At 54.9% G+C, this 17,780-nt stretch carries 13 protein-coding genes; 8 read left to right on the top strand and 5 right to left on the bottom strand.

The window, feature by feature from the left end; translation table 11 throughout:
- Window positions 1-142: 142 nt before the first annotated feature.
- A complete protein-coding gene (locus Dform_RS05805) occupies window positions 143-2,776 on the bottom strand; it encodes a valine--tRNA ligase (RefSeq protein ID WP_076004175.1) in 2,634 nt (877 codons plus the stop codon).
- Window positions 2,777-3,254: 478 nt separating this feature from the next.
- On the opposite strand from Dform_RS05805, the gene Dform_RS05800 reads away from it, so the two are divergent.
- The 4 genes from Dform_RS05800 (at window position 3,255) to Dform_RS05785 (ending at window position 6,179) form a co-directional block, all read left to right on the top strand.
- Window positions 3,255-3,875, top strand: coding sequence for a TetR/AcrR family transcriptional regulator (locus Dform_RS05800; RefSeq protein ID WP_076004174.1), 621 nt, complete (start codon window positions 3,255-3,257; stop codon window positions 3,873-3,875).
- Between the two features lie 66 nt (window positions 3,876-3,941).
- Window positions 3,942-4,214 (top strand): 4Fe-4S dicluster domain-containing protein, encoded by a 273-nt coding sequence (locus Dform_RS05795; RefSeq protein WP_076004173.1) that lies wholly within the window; start codon window positions 3,942-3,944, stop codon window positions 4,212-4,214.
- Window positions 4,215-4,251: 37 nt separating this feature from the next.
- Window positions 4,252-4,560, top strand: a complete 309-nt coding sequence (locus Dform_RS05790) for a c-type cytochrome (RefSeq protein ID WP_145925536.1) — start codon at window positions 4,252-4,254, stop codon at window positions 4,558-4,560.
- Window positions 4,561-4,625: 65 nt separating this feature from the next.
- Window positions 4,626-6,179 (top strand): DHA2 family efflux MFS transporter permease subunit, encoded by a 1,554-nt coding sequence (locus tag Dform_RS05785; RefSeq protein ID WP_076004171.1) that lies wholly within the window; start codon window positions 4,626-4,628, stop codon window positions 6,177-6,179.
- Between the two features lie 120 nt (window positions 6,180-6,299).
- On the opposite strand, the gene Dform_RS05780 is transcribed toward Dform_RS05785, so the two are convergent.
- A complete protein-coding gene (locus Dform_RS05780) occupies window positions 6,300-6,851 on the bottom strand; it encodes an O-acetyl-ADP-ribose deacetylase (RefSeq protein WP_076004170.1) in 552 nt (183 codons plus the stop codon).
- A gap of 173 nt (window positions 6,852-7,024) precedes the next feature.
- Window positions 7,025-9,703, bottom strand: coding sequence for a hybrid sensor histidine kinase/response regulator (locus tag Dform_RS05775; RefSeq protein WP_083635374.1), 2,679 nt, complete (start codon window positions 9,701-9,703; stop codon window positions 7,025-7,027).
- A 180-nt stretch (window positions 9,704-9,883) separates the two neighbouring features.
- Here Dform_RS05775 and Dform_RS05770 point away from each other — a divergent pair, with 180 nt between their 5' ends.
- The 4 genes from Dform_RS05770 (at window position 9,884) to Dform_RS05755 (ending at window position 15,291) form a co-directional block, all read left to right on the top strand.
- On the top strand, window positions 9,884-10,108 hold the full coding sequence (locus tag Dform_RS05770; RefSeq protein WP_076004168.1) for a helix-turn-helix domain-containing protein: 225 nt from the start codon (window positions 9,884-9,886) through the stop codon (window positions 10,106-10,108).
- A 29-nt stretch (window positions 10,109-10,137) separates the two neighbouring features.
- Window positions 10,138-12,282: a HAMP domain-containing histidine kinase gene (locus Dform_RS05765; protein ID WP_076004167.1), complete on the top strand. Its 2,145-nt coding sequence runs from the start codon at window positions 10,138-10,140 to the stop codon at window positions 12,280-12,282.
- Between the two features lie 47 nt (window positions 12,283-12,329).
- The gene (locus Dform_RS05760; protein ID WP_225973647.1) at window positions 12,330-12,980 is read left to right on the top strand and encodes a GNAT family N-acetyltransferase; all 651 of its coding nucleotides are present in this window, start codon (window positions 12,330-12,332) and stop codon (window positions 12,978-12,980) included.
- Between the two features lie 226 nt (window positions 12,981-13,206).
- Window positions 13,207-15,291 (top strand): glutamine synthetase III family protein, encoded by a 2,085-nt coding sequence (locus tag Dform_RS05755; protein ID WP_076004166.1) that lies wholly within the window; start codon window positions 13,207-13,209, stop codon window positions 15,289-15,291.
- A 79-nt stretch (window positions 15,292-15,370) separates the two neighbouring features.
- Here the strand turns inward: Dform_RS05755 and Dform_RS05750 are convergent, their stop codons facing one another.
- Together Dform_RS05750 and Dform_RS05745 are read right to left on the bottom strand one after the other, a co-directional pair.
- The gene (locus Dform_RS05750; RefSeq protein WP_076004165.1) at window positions 15,371-16,348 is read right to left on the bottom strand and encodes a hypothetical protein; all 978 of its coding nucleotides are present in this window, start codon (window positions 16,346-16,348) and stop codon (window positions 15,371-15,373) included.
- A gap of 134 nt (window positions 16,349-16,482) precedes the next feature.
- Window positions 16,483-17,589 carry an HD-GYP domain-containing protein gene (locus Dform_RS05745; RefSeq protein WP_076004164.1) on the bottom strand — a complete coding sequence of 369 codons (1,107 nt, stop codon included), beginning with the start codon at window positions 17,587-17,589 and terminating at the stop codon, window positions 16,483-16,485.
- Window positions 17,590-17,780: the final 191 nt, after the last annotated feature.

Here is a 17,780-nt window from a genome sequence, read left to right as displayed (position 1 = left end):
TGGATTGATCCAGCGAAGTTGGTTTGAGATTGTTCCATGGGAGGACGAGACTACCCCTCTCCACATTCGACAGGCTCAGTGCAGCCTTTAATTCCTCTCCCTCCTTCGCCTTCGCGTAGGATGGGGGCGAGGAAAACCTGAGTTAACCTTTAAGTCTCCTCAGTTTGTCTTCCAACGCTTCGAGGCGGGATTGTTCCTTGGCGACGACCTGGGGCGGGGCTTTGGAGGCGAAGCCGCTGGCGAGTAAGGCGCGAAGGCGTTCCACTTGAGCCGTTGTTTCGGCGAGTTCAGTGGCCTGGCGCTTTGATTCGGCTTCAAGGTCAATCATGCCCGAAAGCGGGAGGACGACCTCCAGGTTTTTCAGCACCAGCACCAGCCGCTCCGAATCGCTCTCACCTTTGAAACGATCAGCGAGAATGGACAGCGGGCGAACACGGGCAAGCGCCTCGATGGCTGATTTATACTGAGATAACTCTGCCTGTGTCTCGCCGGAGTGCAGCTCGGCGGTGATCCAGCGGCCGGCTTCGACCTTGTGCTCGGCGCGGACGTTGCGGATTGAGCGGACCACCTCGATCAAGCCCTCGATGACCTCTTCCGAGATGGGATCGACCAGGTCCGGATGGGCCACCGGGTAGCGCGCGACCATGATCGATTCCGGTTCTCCCACCAGGTAGTCGCGCAGGTGCTGCCACAACTCCTCGGTGACGAAGGGCATGAAGGGATGCAGCAGCCTTAGCGACTCGTCGAGGACTTTCAACAGGACCGGCAGAGGCGAAGGCTCGGAACCGGATTGCAGTCGGATCTTGGCCAGTTCGATATACCAGTCGCAGAACTCGCCCCAGATGAAATCGTGAAGCTCGCGCTCGGCCTCGCCGAACTGGAAGTCGTTCATGAAGGAAGCGACTTGAGCCTCGGTGCGCGACAGCCTCGATAGGATCCAGCGGTCCTCGACGGGCAAGTGAGTGTAATCGATCGGTTTAATATCGGATTTAGAGAGGAAGCCGATGACGAAGCGGGCGGCGTTAAAGAGCTTGTTGGCGAAATTGCGGCCGGCCTCGAGGCGGTTCTCCGACAGCTTGATATCGTTGCCGGGAGAATTGCCGGTGGTGATACCGAAGCGCAGGGCGTCGGTGCCGAACTTGTCGATCAGGGTCAAGGGATTCATGACGTTGCCCTTGACCTTGGACATCTTCTCGCCCTTTTCGTCGCGGATGAGGCCGTGCAGGTAGACGGTGTCGAAGGGTATCTTGCCGGTGTTCTCCAGACCCATGGTGATCATCCGGGCGACCCAGAAGAAGAGGATGTCGTAGCCAGTCTCCATGACGCTGGTGGGATAGAAATACTTCATGTCTTCGGTCTGTTTCGGCCAGCCGAGAGTGGAGTGAGGCCAGAGCCCCGAGGAGAACCAGGTATCCAGGACGTCCGGGTCCTGCTCGATGTCCTTATTGTGGCAGGCGGGACATTCTGTTGGTGTATCGACTGAAACGACTACCTCGCCGCATTTGCAATACCACACCGGGATGCGGTGGCCCCACCACAGCTGCCGGGAGATGCACCAGTCGCGGATGTTCTCCATCCAGTTCACGTAGACTTTCTCGAACCGCTCCGGAAGAATCTTGATCTGCCCGGACTTCACCACCTCGAGCGCCGGCTTAGCCAGGGGTTCCATCTTGACGAACCACTGGCGGGAGGCGATGGGCTCGGCGACGGTTGAGCAGCGCTGGCAATGCCCCACGGAATGGGCATAATCCTGCACCAAGGCCAGCAAACCCATCTGCGCCAGTTCCTCGGCGATGAGCTTGCGGGCGGCGTAGCGGTCCATGCCGGCAAAGCGACCCGCATTCTGGTTCAATGTCGCATCGTCGTTGAAAATGTTGATCAGGGGCAAATTGTGCCGCTGGGCGATTTCGAAATCGGTCGGGTCATGGGCGGGAGTCGTCTTAACCGCGCCGGTGCCGAAAGTCATGTCGACAACGGAGTCGGCGACGATGGGGATCTCGCGGTCCATAAGCGGCAGCATCAGCTTCTTGCCCACCAGCCCCTTGTACCGCTCGTCGTCGGGATTGACTGCCACGGCCACATCGCCGAGCATAGTCTCCGGCCGAGTCGTCGCCACGGTCACGAAACGGGTGGGGTCGTCGGCCAGAGGATACTTGATGTGCCACAAATGGCCGGACAGGTCCTTGTGATCGACCTCCAGATCCGAGATGGCGGTATGGCAGCGGGGGCACCAGTTGATGATGCGCTCGCCGCGGTAGATGAGACCCTTGTCATAGAGGTTCTTGAAGGTGGTGCGCACAGCCAGGCTGGGTCCGGCGTCCAGGGTGAAGACCTCACGGTCCCAATCGCAGGAGGCGCCGAGCCGCATGTGCTGTTTGCGGATGGTGGAACGGCAGGAATTGGCCCAGTCCCACATGCGCTTGGTGAAAGCCTCGCGGCCGAGGTCGTACTTGGTGCGATGTTCTTTGGCCAGGGCGCGCTCGACGACCACCTGGGCGGCGATGCCGGCATGGTCGACGCCGGGCAGCCACAGAGTCGGTTCGCCTTTCATGCGGTGCCAGCGGGTCATGATGTCTTCCAGGGTGGCGGTCAGGGCATGCCCGAGGTGCAGCTCGCCGGTGACATTTGGCGGGGGCATGATGATAACGAAGGGCTTCCGGTTTGGATCAATGGCGGGCTTAAAGTAGCCCTTGTCCATCCAGAACTTGTACCACTTGTCCTCGACCTGAGCCGGTTCATAGGCTTTGGGAAGTTCATTCATGGGAGTATCGGTCATGTGAATTGTCCTTGTTTGCGATGTTTCTGGTAATTGTAGCATGTTAAGTTAACAGTTTTCAGTTGTCAGTTGTCAGTGGTTGCTACCAGCGAATATTGCATCACCGAACCTGAGAGAGAAGGTTGGGTTCCCGCCGGATTTATTTCAGCGAAGATTTTCAAAAACCTTTTATGCGAAACGAATCCGGAAAATTTACGTTTGCCCCAAACGTGGGATTTGATTTTCATATCAAATGGTTTCAAAGCTATTTGTTTTGGGAAGAGGTGAGTAGCCCCGCACCGGGGATGGGTGATACAAGGTACATCTGTTCTATTATTAGACATGACGAGATTATAGCACGAGTGTTCAGCGTTCTGTCAAGCGTTTCGTGTCGTTTTTGAGGGGTGATTGAAAGAATATTATTACGGTATATATTAGTACTAAGACGATGCTTGACAGCAGTGGATCACAGAGGTATATTAGTAAGCGATTACTTACTATGGACACAAAACCTAAAACCATCCGGAGCGAACGGCTCAAATACGAAGAGCGAAGGTACCTGATCCTCCAGGCAGCTCTCGATGTTTTTGCGGAAAAAGGATTCCAGGGCGCAAAAACCAGGGAGATCGCGAAGCGGGCGGGCGTCAGCGAAACGCTGATTTTCCGGTATTTTGCAACAAAAGAAGAACTTTACCGTACCGGATTGAAAGAATTGATGGACCAGCATCCGGTGGCCGACGTTTTGAAGGAGTTCATCCAGAAAAAAGACGACGAAGGCCTCCTCATGGCGGTCACCAGGCACATCATGTCTCATGGAGAGGAAGACCCGAGGTTCTTGCGACTGGCCGCCTTCAGCGCCCTGGAAAAGGTTTCTCCTGGCAGTGAGGAAACCGACACCGGAAGATTGACAGTGCGACTGGCCCAATATATCAGGCAGCGAACCCTCGACGGGGATTTTATCGAGCTTAACGCCGATATTGCCGCTAAGTCGTTCGTCGGATCCATCCTCATGTACATTCTTGAAAAACAAACGCCGTTTACCGGCCCCAGGTTAAAAGCAGGGGACGAAGAGGTAGCCCGAACGCTGGTAAAGCTTTTTCTGGGCGGTATCTGCAAGTGATCTAAACAGGCTCCCTTTTTTTATCGATGATATTTAATAAGTGATTACTAAATAGGAGAACGTTTCATGCCGCAAACGATCAAAGTATCCAAATCCAACCATCGAACGGTTTACATCGAACTGGACACCCAATTATGCAAAGCGTGCTGGGATTGTGTCGAAGCCTGCCCGGAACATGTCATCGGAAAAGTGAACGTTTTTTTCCACAAGCATTCGCGCATCGATAACTCTGAGAATTGCAAGGGTTGTTTCAAGTGCGTAAAAGCCTGTCCCCACGGAGCGATCACGGGGGAAATTTCAAAGGATAAGCAGGAACCGGCCGCGTTACCCGGAATTTAGACGAAATCCGACGAGGCAACTATCAAAAGAGGTTGAAATGAGAAAGACAGCAGTAGTTTTGGTAACAACGGCAATGGCGCTCATTTTGGGCGGCCTGGCAACATCATGCACCCCTAAAACCATTTCACCCACCGATTTATCCGATGCATCCCAGATCTTTTCCAATGATTGCGCCAGTTGTCACGGGCAGGACCGGACGGGAGGCCACGGGCCAGATATCACGCCTTCATCGTTAGTGGATCTCAGCCAAAGCAGCCTGGCGGCATTCCTTACGGACCATAAAACCGCCGGTAAGCTCACGGCAGAGCAGCAATCAATCCTGGCGGCATGGCTCAAGAACAGTTAACGGCAGCCAAATTTAGGTTTTTGATTGCGCAGTGAACAAGGTAATATCGATATTTCGAGGTACTGATGAAAATCAACAACGGTAAATGGATCGCGCTTGGTTTTTTGAGTCTATCCCTTTTCGCCATTTCAATCGACAATACCATTTTGAACCTGGCACTGCCTTCGATCGCCAATGGTCTCGGAGCGAGCGCCACGGCGCTGCAATGGATCGTCGACTCATACCTGCTGGTCTTTGCCGCCTGCCTGCTGACCTTCGGAGCCATAGGGGACAGGATCGGGCGCAAAAGGATGCTGATCGGCGGTCTGGCTGTTTTTGGCATCTTTTCGCTGGGGGCAGGATTAGCCAGCAGCAGCAATATGCTCATCACCATGAGGGCGCTGATGGGAGTGGGCGGGGCGGCTATCATGCCTTCGACTCTTTCAATTCTCACCGATATCTTTCGCCAGCCGAAAGAAAGGGCGTTGTCGATCGCTATCTGGTCGGCTGTCTTCGGTCTGGGGGTCGGCGTCGGGCCGCTGGTGGGCGGCTGGTTATTGGAACATTACGCCTGGAGTTCCATTTTCTACATCAACATACCGGTGGTACTTATCAGCATAACCGGAATCATTCTGGTTGTCCGCGCATCTAGATCATCTCAGCCGAAACGCCTTGATATCTTAGGATCACTGCTTTCCGCCGGAGGTCTGTTCTTATTCATCCACGGCATCATCCAAGCCGGACGAGTGGGCTGGTCTGATAGCGGGGTGGTAGCCTTCATCACCGGCGGGCTGGTCATATTTGCCCTTTTCGGTCTATGGGAACGGCGTACAAAGAACCCGATGCTGCCTCTCAGTTTTTTCAAAAACATGTCCTTTTCAGGGGCAATCATCTCACTCACCCTGATATCGTTTGTAGTAATGGGCGCGTTATTCATCCTGGGCCAGTACCTGCAGACAATTTTGGGAAATACGCCGCTGCAAACCGGGGTGAAACTCATGCCCCTGGTGGCTGCGCTATTCTTGACCTCTGTTCTGTCAGCCAAACTGGCACAACGCATGGGGACGAAAGTTACTGTCAGCGCGGGAATAATGCTGTCGGCTCTCGGGTTCTTCTATTTTTACTCAATTGCCGCCGTGGATACTGCCTATAGCTCCATCGCCTTTGGAATGGTCATCATCGGCCTTGGGATGGGCTTGACGATGAGCCCGGCAACCAACTCGGTGATGGGTTCAATACCCGTTGACGAAGCCGGCGTGGGCTCGGCGATGAACGACACCACCCGACAGATCGGCGGAGCCATCGGTGTGGCAGTCATAGGTTCAACGATCAACACCAATTATCTTGGTAACATCAATGGCAGTGGCTGGATACAGGCTCTGCCTCCGCAACTTGCCGATCCGATCAGAAGCAGCATCCAGGCTGCCCATGGGGTGGCGTCAGCGATACCAGACCCGCAGACTTCGGCGCTGATCGTGACTAAAACAAACGAAGCTTTCGTGTCCGGAATGTCCGAAGCCCTGCTGGTGACGGCCATCGTCATGGTTGTGGCTGCTGTGACGGCGTTTATTCTGATGCCGAATCAAATTATTTCGGCCGCGGAGATAAATGCAGAAGTTTTGGTTCCGGCGACAGAATAAAATATACGGTACCAAAAGAATGGCGCTCAGTAGATGGAGAATCGCAGATCATCCAAACATAGACCCGCAGGTCTCAAAAGATTGGGAGTGTGATAATCTGGGCGCCACCACCAAGATCAGTTAGGAAGCTATTTCAGTCAAATCCCTGGCATAAGCATCGTAAGTCTTTGTGTCATAAAGAACGAACCGGACTTCTTTTAGGCTGGTTTCGTTCGATCTCAAATAATCGGCAACGGTTTCCAATGCTATTTTCGAAGCCTGGTCAACCGGATAATGATAAGCCCCCGTGCTCAGGGACGGGAAGGCGACGCTTTCTAGGTTGTTAGCGGTTGCTAGCTTCAAGCTCTCAATATAAGCGCTGGCCAGCGTCTCGGCCTCGCTGTTCTTGCCGCCATACCAGATCGGTCCCACTGTGTGGATGACGCATTTGGCGGGAAGGTTGCCAGCGGTTGTTATAACGGCCTTGCCGGGGGGAAGAGGTCCCTGCTTTTGAAAGATCTCGTGGCAGGCGACGTGAATATCGGGTCCGCCTGCCCGGTGGATGGCGCCGTCGACGCCTCCGTCGCCGGCCAGTTCCGAATTGGCGGCGTTCACAATGGCGTCAACTTTGGCGGCGACGATGTCGCCCATCGTCAGGTTGATGGTGGTGGATTTGATGGTGATGCTGTCCATGTATTAATCATAGCCCTGAAGGTGAATAGGTCAAAATGGGTTGGTGATTTACGGAGCTAATACTGCGAGGCGAATGCCTCGCACGTTTTGATCGGTGTACTATTCAGGGACGATTGCCACGGACTGCCATTCAAGCAGTCCACGCGAAGGATTTAGAGGTTAATCGACAACCACTACGCCCTGAGAACGCCTCCGCGAACATCATCCATGGCAGTTTCAACGGCTTTGCGGTCGAGGGGCTTCATTATGCAGGGAACGCCTCGGGTTTTGAGAAATTCCCGTATCATGAAATCCGACGAATCTCCGGTAACAAATACGACTCTTTTAGCCTGTTCGGGCGATGTCTCACGCATCTCATTATAAATTTCAATGCCGCTCTTGCCGGGCATCCGGATATCGAGGAATACAACATCGAAATTCCTGCTTTTCAATATGTCGGTAGCCCGGAGAGGATTATCACACGTTTCGACGAGGTGGCCGCTCCTCGTGAGCAGCGTCTTAATAAGAGACCTCACGTGGGGCTCGTCGTCTATCACTAAAACTTTGGCCGAGGCTGTCTTGCATTCCCGAGATGTAACGGGCTGGGTCGCCGGTGGAATTTCTGCCCCGGCAGTAATCGGCAGTTCGATGATAAAAGTGGCTCCATCACCGAGGACGCTTTCAACGCGAATGTCGCCTCCATGCTCCTGAATGATTCCCAGCGACAGGGATAAACCCAGGCCAGTACCTTCGCCGGGGTCTTTTGTGGTGAAGAAAGGCTGGAACAGCTTGGACACCACATCTTCGTTCATGCCGAGCCCGTTGTCCTGGATAGAGATCCTGACACAATCACCATACGGGGCGGCACCGATGCGGAGGATGCCTTTATCGTGAGCCTTTTTCATCGAATATTCGGCGTTGACGATGATGTTCAAAAACACCTGCTGAAGCTGGCCGGCATCGGCAATCACCGATGGCAGGTCGTAATCGTAATCCCTGACCACTTCGATGTTGGAAGTTCTCAGGACGTAACTCCGCAGCTCCAGGGTGTTGTCAAGCAGTTCGGCGATGTTGACGCTGCTCTTCCGGGGTTTGTTCTGCCGCGCGAAGGTTAGCATGCGGCCGACGATCTCCTTGACCCTGACGCTGCCCTGGTTGATTATCTGTAATTGGTCGATCACATCGGCCGGCAGGTCGGTTCTGCCCAGTAAAAGCTCCGAGAAACCGACAACCCCGGTCAGGGGATTGTTTATTTCGTGGGCGATGCCGGCGGCCATTTCTCCGACGGTCGACAGCCGGCTGGCATTCTCCGCTTTTTCACGGAGCTTGCGGTTTTCTTCCTCGGCCCGCCTCGCCTCGGTCACGTCCTGGATGACGCCGAAGACCACGTTCCGGGATCTGTCGAATTCAGCTATCGAATGAATATCGAGGACGAGGGCGTCGGACGGGCGCTTGATCTTGAACTCTACCTCATAGGGACTGTTCCGAGTGACGAGATCCGCGAGAGCCTTATCGAGCATGCTACGGTATTCGGGGAGGGGAATCTGCTGGACCTCCGGAATGGTCAGAGTTTCTTTCAACAGGCCGTAGATCCGGCGGGCGCCCTGTGAGGCGAAAACGAGGTTGTCGTTGAGGTTAAACTCCCAATTGCCGAATCTGGAAACACGCTCCGCCGCCGAAAGACGGTTAATGCTCGTTTTCAGGCGATCTTCCGCCTGCTTGCGCTCGGCAATGTCCCGGACGACCGAAAGTATCTGGACGGAACCGTTCCGTTCGATCGACCTGGCGTGCACCTCGATCGGGAAGGTCGAACCGTCTTTCCGGCGGTGGGAAGACTGGTAAGTTATCTCCCCTTTTTCGATAATCTGCTTTCTCGTCTCATCCCAGTCAGGAACATCCACAACAGGCCGGAGGACCCTGATATCAGCCCCGATGAGCTCTTCCCGGGCATAACCTCTTGTCTTAAAAGCATTCTCATTACAATCTAAAATTGTGCCTCCAACCTCGGAGAGAAACACCGAATCAGATACGGAATCCAGGAGTTGAACGCGGAGCTGCATACCTTCTTCCGCTTTTTTCAGCGCCGTGATGTCATAGACAAAATGCAGGTAGTGGTCTTTGTCGGCCGGGATCCAATGGGCTTCCCACCACCGGCCTTTCCAGAAGACTTCTCTCTGCTGGGCCATCCCGCTCTTCCATAAAACCGGCGCCAGGCACCAGGCACAGGGTGTGTCCTCACCAGCCCATGTTTTGTAACAATGCCCTCCCCTGGCGACCCCGGATTCAGAAGCCGCTCTGTTGGCGGCGACGATCTCAAAGGTGTTCGGCTTGATGAGCATGATGGGGTGGGGAAGCGAATCCAGGATCACCTGATTGAGCTCGGCCTGCTGGTGGGCCTTGCTCTCGGCCTCCCAGTGTTTCTGCCGGATTACCCGGTTTGCAATGGCGCGGTGCACCGCCGGAAGCAACCGGTCAACGTCATCGATGATGAAATAATCGTCGCCGCTTGCCAGTACCGAGGAGGGGACACTCTTTGCCAGAGCCTTATCAAGTGCGAAAATTATCGAGGTCTGGGGCGTAAACCTGTCGCGCAGGGAGACGATGTCCGAGACGGTCATCCCGGAAAAGGGGTATTCGAGGATCAGCAGGTCCCAGGGATTGTCATGCAGCAACAGGCGCAGTTCCTGGTGACCGATGGCGTCACGTACCTGAAACGAGAACTCTAAGGATTTTAAAAAAGCAACGATCCTGGGGTGTTGCGGCCCGATGACGAGTACCTGAAAGTTACTTTGCATTGCGATATTCAGACTTTCAGAGACGCCGTTTGTCCAGGTATTAAGCCCTAGTGCCAAAGTCTTAATACTGTATCTCATGACCCTGCCGGTGTCAAATTAAGGACAATGGGGAAAACAACGAGGGCAAAATGTAATGCGTCCCCTGCGGCAGGATGGCTTGATATACCTTTAGAAATCGAAGCGACCAGTACTAAAGAGGGATATTGCCGGCCACGCGGGTATGGTAGAGTGTGTCAACTATCGTAATTGGAGGCAAATATGCCTGTGACTATTAAGGGGACAAATTACTTCAGGACCGCCGAAGTCTGCCGCATGGTAGGCATCAGCAGGAACACGCTTTACCGCTGGTGCGAGGAGGCAGAACTTCCGGGGGACATGCACCGGGATTTTCGGGGATGGCGGCTGTTTACCGAGGAGCAGCTCGACAGCCTGTTGACCAAGACGGGTTCGGTGATCACGGTGTCCAAACAGGCATCCCGTTAATCGGCAAATGTAGAAATGGATAAAACCGTATGTCGCTAAGGGTAAAAGTGTTCTCCATGGCCGCGGCTTCGACGCTGATAGCCATCGCCCTGATACTGGTGATATCGGACACCATCCTGCTGCGTAATTACGATGCTTTGGACCATGAGCATATGTCGCAGCACCTGGACCTCATAGCCAATACCATGGACGATCATATGGCAAACCTGAATAAGGTTAACCTGGATTGGGCGGAATGGGATGACACCTATGAATTCATGCAAAACCGGAATCCCGGTTACGTCGAATCCAACCTGGTGGCTTCGATTTTTGAGAATTTGGGGATCGACCTGATCATGTATGTGGATGTTGCGGGGAACGTCGTCTGGCAAGGGAGCCGGGCTCCGTCCGGCATGGCCGATATTCCAGCGGAATCTATAAACACGCTGAAAACAACGGGGGCTTCCCTTTTTGTTGTGGCGGGGGAACAGTCCAATACGGGTTTTGTTACCCTCGGAGGGCGACCGTTGATGGTAGTTTCCAGTCCGGTTCTGACCAGCAACGGGCTTGGTCCGTCCAGGGGATTCCTGGTGTGGGGCAGGTATATTACCCCGGACTACGGCACGGTTTTGACTCAGAGGATGTTGACCGAAGTCGGCCTGAATTTCCCAGACGCCTGGAACAGCGACGAAAACGCAAAGACGGCATTGGACAATCTAAAAAGCAGCGACCGGTGGATCTCACCGGTAAACGGCAACCAAATCACGGCTTATGAGGCGATAGACGATTTACAGGGTAATCCCGCATTCTTGATCAAGGTGACCGCCTCCCGCGAGTACCTTCTTCAGGGAACCTCGACGGTCAGATCCATGACGCTGGCGCTTGGGACAGCGATGGCCGCCCTGGGCGTCGTCCTGTTTCTGATGATGGGCCGCATAGTGGTCGTTCCGTTATCATTACTGAATGGGGCGGTGGCCAGGATCAGGACCGATGGCGATGAAAAGCAACGGGTGCCGGATGCGGGCAATGACGAAGTCGCGTCGCTCGGCAAAGCCATCAACAACACGCTCGAGCGGTTGGAAGAATCCCAAAAAGCGTTGAAAAAAGCCGCCGAAGAATGGCGGATCACCTTCGATTCCATCGATGATCCAATTTCTATCCAGGACAACAACTATCGTTTCGTGAGGGTGAATCGGGCCTTCGGCAGAGCATACGGCATGGAACCCGCCGATCTGGTTGGGAAAAAATGCTATGAAATCATCCATAAAACCGCGGCGCCGCCCGCCGATTGCCCCCACCGGGAAATAATGAAAGCGCCCCGGCCGATGACCGAGGAATATTACGACCCGGTCAAGGAAATGCATCTCGAAATTTCGATGGCGCCGATTATCTCCGGCAACGGGGAGATGGCGGGGGTGGTCCAGATAACCAAAGACGTAACCGAGCGGAAAAAATTGGAAAGCCACTTGATCGTTACCGACAGGCTGGCATCGCTTGGCGAAATGGCGGCGGGTATCGCCCATGAAATCAATAACCCGCTCACCGGAATGATCGGCTTCACCGATATGCTGCTGGAGAGCGACCTTCCCGAGGTGGTGAAGGGAGATATCAAGCTTGTAGCCGAAGGTTCCGCCAGGGTAGCCGAGATAGTGAAAAGGATGCTAACGTTCGCGCGGCAGACCCAGCCGGTACGGACCCGCATCGATATAAATGAAATTATCAATTCCACGCTGGCGCTGCAGACTTATTCCCTCCAGATTTCTAACATCGAGATCATCAAACGGTTGGATCCCGGCCTGCCATGGCTGGTAGTTGACCCGGGGCAGATGCAGCAGGTCTTTTTGAACCTGATAATCAACGCCCATTACGCCATGAAGAAAGCCCATAACCGCGGCATCCTGACCATCGGGACCGAAAGAACGGGCGAAACTGTCCGCATCACCGTCTCCGACGACGGGCCAGGCATCCCGCCGGAGATAATGACCAAGCTCTTCCAGCCGTTTTTCACAACTAAAGCGCCGGGAGAGGGGACCGGCCTGGGACTGGCCTTGGCAAGGTCCATCATCCTGGAGCATGCCGGCACCCTGAACGTGAAGAGCGAACCGGGAGAGGGCGCTACCTTTGTCATCGAACTCCCGATAATTGCTAAAGAGGACCTGGCCGCCGCGCCGGATGATTCTAACGTCGCGGATTAGGAATTACGGCGGTGGCCTCGAGACTGACCAACCGTGCGGCGGCGACCGTGAAAAGCTATAATCACGACATGTCAAAGATGGACTTTACCATCAGGCGGGAACAGGAAGATGATCATCGCGCCGTCGAGAACCTGGTCAGGGATGCCTTTTGGAACGTGCACGTTCCCGGCTGCAGCGAACATCTGGTGATTCACAACCTGAGAAAGAGCGACGATTTTATCCCGGAACTCGATTTCGTCGCCGACTTGGATGGCATGATAGTCGGCCAGATAGCCTATGCTCGCGGAATTGTTAAGGGCGAAAAGGGGCAAAACCACGAAGTCATCACCTTCGGTCCGGTGGGCGTGCTGCCGGAATTGCAGAAAAGGGGAATCGGCGGCGCCTTGATAAGGGGCACCATCGACACCGCTCGCGCCATGGGCTATCCGGCAATTGTGATCTACGGAGACCCAAGGTATTACAGCCGCTTTGGTTTCAGGTGCGCCGAAAAATATGACATCAGGACCGCCGATGGGAAATTCGCCGCTGCGCTCCTGGCGCTGGAACTGAAACCGGGCGCCCTGGAGGGCATGGCCGGAAATTTCATCGAGAGCCCGGCTTACACCGTCGATAAAAACGAGCTGGCAAATTTCGACGCCGGATTTCCGTTCAAAGCAAGAAGGAAACCGAATCTCAGCGTGAATTCAGGTTCATGGTGAGCCTGAATTATTAAAGGAGTAAGTTGCTTTTCCGGTGACACTGGAGAATCAATAACACTGAGATTCTTCGCAAGGCTCAGAATGACAGCGAGCGTAATATGCCTGTAACAATATTCTTGTACAATCTCGAATAGTAATCGGCGAAGAGGCCGATCCGGGCCAGAAGTTAAATAATAACGGCGTATAAGGAGCGACGATGACGCAACACACGACAAGGAGAGAATGCATGAATCTTACCGAAATCTACGGCAACAACGTGTTCAACGACCAGGTGATGCGCCAAACCCTGCCGAAGGAAATCTACAAATCTTTGAGGCAGACGATCGAAGAAGGCCTGCCGCTCGACCCGCAGGTCGCCGAGGTGGTAGCCTCGGTGATGAAGGATTGGGCGATCGACAAAGGGGCGACTCACTTCACCCACTGGTTCCAGCCGCTGACCGGAATCACCGCGGAGAAGCATGATTCATTCATCTCGCCTACCCCTGACGGCCGCGTCATCCTGGAATTCTCCGGCAAAGAGCTTATCAAGGGCGAACCTGACGCCTCTTCCTTTCCTTCCGGAGGACTTCGCGCCACCTTCGAAGCCCGGGGCTACACTGCCTGGGACTACACCTCCCCGGCCTTCGTCAAGGACGGTACCCTGTATATTCCTACCGCCTTCGCGTCATACACCGGCGAGGCGCTGGATAAGAAAACCCCGCTGCTGCGGTCGATGGACGCCCTAAACCGGCAGGCGCTCAGGGTACTCCGGGCGCTGGGCAACAAGACGGTCAAGCGGGTTACGACTACGGTAGGGCCCGAGCAGGAATATTTCCTGATCGATAAAAAATTGTTCGACGAGCGCCAGGACCTTATCCTGACCGGCCGGACCCTTTTCGGCGCCAAACCCCCCAAGGGGCAGGAACTGGAAGACCACTATTTCGGCCAGATCAAGGACCGGGTGGCTGCTTTCATGGCGGATGTCGATACCGAGTTGTGGAAACTGGGCGTGGCCGCCAAAACAGAGCACAACGAAGTGGCGCCGTCCCAGCACGAACTGGCACCTATTTTCTCCACGACCAACATCGCCACCGACCACAACCAGCTGACCATGGAGACGATGAGGAAAGTCGCCCTGCGGCACGGCCTGGTATGCCTGCTGCACGAAAAACCGTTCGCCGGCATCAATGGAAGCGGCAAGCATAACAACTGGTCGATGGGCACCAACGAGGGGCAGAACCTGCTGGATCCGGGCAAGGATCCCCATCAGAATGCCCAGTTCCTGCTGTTTCTCTCCGCCGTCATCAAGGCAGTCGATGAATATGCCGAAATCCTCCGCATGTCGGCCGCCAGCCCGGGCAACGACCACCGGTTGGGCGCCAACGAGGCACCGCCGGCAATCATCTCTATCTTCCTCGGTGAACAATTGACCGATATCCTGACTCAAATAGAAGCCGGCGGGGCTACCAAGAGCAAGTCTGGCGGCACGATGAACCTGGGCGCCACGGCATTGCCGTCATGGGCTAAAGATTCGACCGATCGAAACCGGACTTCACCCTTTGCTTTTACCGGTAACAAATTTGAATTCCGCATGGTCGGCTCGATGCAGTCTATCGCCCAGGCTAACTTCACCTTGAACACCATTGTGGCCGAAAGCCTGAGTTTGTTTGCCGATCGCCTGGAGAAAGCCGCCGACGTACAGAAAGAGTCCGCCTCGATTGTCCTGGAAGTCATCAGGAAAAACAAAAGAGTTATTTTCAACGGCAACAACTACTCCGAGGACTGGGTTGTGGAGGCTAAGAAGCGCGGCTTACCGAACATCGGCAATATGGTCGACGCTATCGCGGCGATTACCGCCGAGAAGAACGTCGCCGTCATGGGCAAGCATGGCGTGCTGTCACCGGTCGAGATGGAATCCCGCGCTGAGATCCAATATGAAATCTATATCAAGACGATCAACATCGAAGCCTTGACGATGGTGGAGATGGCCAAGCGCCGGATTCTGCCGGCGGTCCTGAACTACAAAGGCGACCTGGCTTCCTCTATCACCGCCATCATGGCGGTGGACGGCAACACCGAAGTCGAAACCGCCCTGTTTGCCCAGATCAGCCAGCTGGTGAGGTCTTTCAGCAATAACCTTACGGCCCTGGAAGAGGCCGTTAAGACCGCGGCTCACCTTCACGGCGACGCCAAGAAGCAGGCTGAGGCTTACCGCGACCTGGTGTTCAAGGCGATGGCCGAACTGCGCAAGGACGCCGACATGCTGGAGACGATGGTCGACGAAGACTACTGGCCGATGCCGACCTACGCCAAATTGCTGTTCAACCTCTAAAACCAGGGGCAGTATAGTAATCGAAGAGGGGGGAGCGCTGCGCTCCCCCCTCTTTAGTTTGCCGGTGAAAGGCTCGATTTCAACAGTCAGCCTCGAACCTTTTCAGAATGCGCCAGGATAACAGCGTCAGCCACCGTGAGGGCGCCTTTTTCTGGCCGAATTCCCAGGGACTCCAGGCGGTCCAAACGGACTCGGCAGTGAATCTTCCTTCGGTGTCCGCTTTGGCGCTCAATATCGAAACCATCTGTCCCAGGCGAGGATCGTTTTTCAGCCATGGAAAACGGGACAACACCTCCAGGACGTGGAGCAGGTCGTACCAAACAAATGGCGCTTTGAGCTTGCGGAAATCGGTACCCATGTAGAACATGTAGGGATGCCGGCCAAGGCTTTCTGCCCATAGGGATAAAAGCGATTCGGCACCCTGGCGACTGGCGGTACTGTCTCGAAATCCATCCAACTCACAAAGCAATTTCAGCATGACCAGGGTGGCGTAGGGGCATGGGTCACTCTTGCGTCCCGGTCCCCGGAAATCTCCAAGTTCCCGGGATACGGCACACGGCCAACCATTTTCACGAGCCAGGCCCGTAAGAAAGCTAATGCCAGACTGTACCGCGGGTTCTCCAGCAAGTCCGAATTTCACCAACGCATTTACCAGCACGGGAGCATCACATAACGCCCATGCCCACGTTTCTTGGCCCGTTCCGCCATGGTTTTCCGGGATGTTCAAAGGGATAAGGAAAGGGCCTTCAGGCGATTGGTGCGCCATTATTTTCGACGTGAGGGACGCGATGCCAGGATCGCTGGCTCTTAGGCCGAGATCGGCGAGGAAGGTGAGCTTATGAAAGGGCTGACTTGAACTTTTGTGGCTGGCGATAACTCTGCCGGGCCAACCCGCCACTTCATCGATGAGGTTTTTTACACCCGGGTCCTCAAGCATGAGCGCCCTGGACGTTTGGACTTCGGGATCGGCCTCAGGCTGTCCCAAGAGGTCACGCCTGGTGAGGTACTCTATCCACGGTTCTCCCGCAAGCAGCCAGTCGATCGGGGGTTTCATCATGCGTGGTTATGATGCGACATATTTTGCGTTGGTTGACGTTGCGTACCCAAGAGTTTATAACTCAGCGGCGGAAACCGCAACAAAACTTAGAAAAAAGAGATCACGGCCGTCACCGTCGAATGATCTCCTGTGTATCAGGAAAGGCTGTCGACGGTTTCCCGGCGGCTGGATTCCAGGCGGCGGAAGCGTTCCTGTTCCGCCACGATAACCGGCCAGGCGGCCTTGAAAGCGGCGAACACGGTGGGATCGAATTGGACGCCGACGCTTTGTTCGATGATCCGGAAGGTCTCCTCCGGCGTAAAGTCATCGGTGCGGTAGACTCTTTTGGAAGTCAGGGAATCGAAAACGTCGGCGATGGCGGCGATCCGGCCGGAGAGGGGGATATCCTCCCCCTTGAAACCGAAGGGGTAACCTGTTCCGTTCCATTTTTCATGGTGGCTGAGGGCGATAATCCCGCCCAGTCTGACCACCTCCGCCTCAGCGCCGTCCAGGATCTTGGCTCCGATGATGGTGTGGCGCTTCATCACTTCCCATTCGTCCGGGGTCAACTTTCCTGATTTGAGCAGAATGCTATCCGGGATGCCGATCTTGCCGATGTCGTGCATCGATGAAGCGTACAACATGGATTCGACGTACGGGTCCGGCAACCCCATCCGGTCGGCGACGATTGCCGTGTAACGGCTCATCCGCTCGATATGACTTCCGGTATCTTCATCCTTGAATTCCGCCGCACGGGACAGGCGCATGATGGTATCTATAGAAGCGGATTTGATCTTGGCCAGGTTCTGAGAGAGTTCCCGGGTCCGTTCGGCCACTTTGGAGTCAAGAGAACGCTTACTCTCCGCCGCCATGAATTCAAGACGGCGCGTCTCCAGCGCCCGGCGGAGGCAAAAGCCAAGCAGGACCGGGTTTAGCGGCCTGGTCACGAAATCATACGCGCCGGAACGAACGCTCTGGATGGCGAATTCAACGTCTCTGGAGTCCGCCACCATAATGACAGACGTATCGGTGCCCCGGGATTTTATCTCCCGTAGAAGTTGAAAACCTGATTTGCCGCAAAGGTTGGTGGCCAGGAAAGCGAGCGCGATCTCGTGAGTTTCGACGAACTCCATCGCCTGAGCGGCGGTGGAACTAACCAGGCAATGGAACCCCTCCGATATCAGCATCGAGGACAGCACCTTGCGCTGCCCGTCGTCGCCATCGACGATAAGTAGAATTTCGCCCCTGCCGGTTGGTGCCATGGTTCCTCCGCCGGGTTACCGATCCCGTCTCCAACTACCGGTATGATATTGAACCTTTTAACCCGGGAGGACAATCCCAAAAAAGTACTTGTTTGATGACACATAAGTAATAAATCGAATGGCTGAGCTAACGAAGATGCAACATCCGGAAAGACGGACCCTAAATGAGAGCATGGGTTTTAGGGGGTGAC

This window comes from Dehalogenimonas formicexedens (genome assembly GCF_001953175.1).
Taxonomy (GTDB): Bacteria; Chloroflexota; Dehalococcoidia; order Dehalococcoidales; family Dehalococcoidaceae; genus Dehalogenimonas; species Dehalogenimonas formicexedens.
The sequence above is the reverse complement of the archived record's forward strand: the minus strand, read 5'-3'. Positions and strand labels throughout refer to the sequence as shown.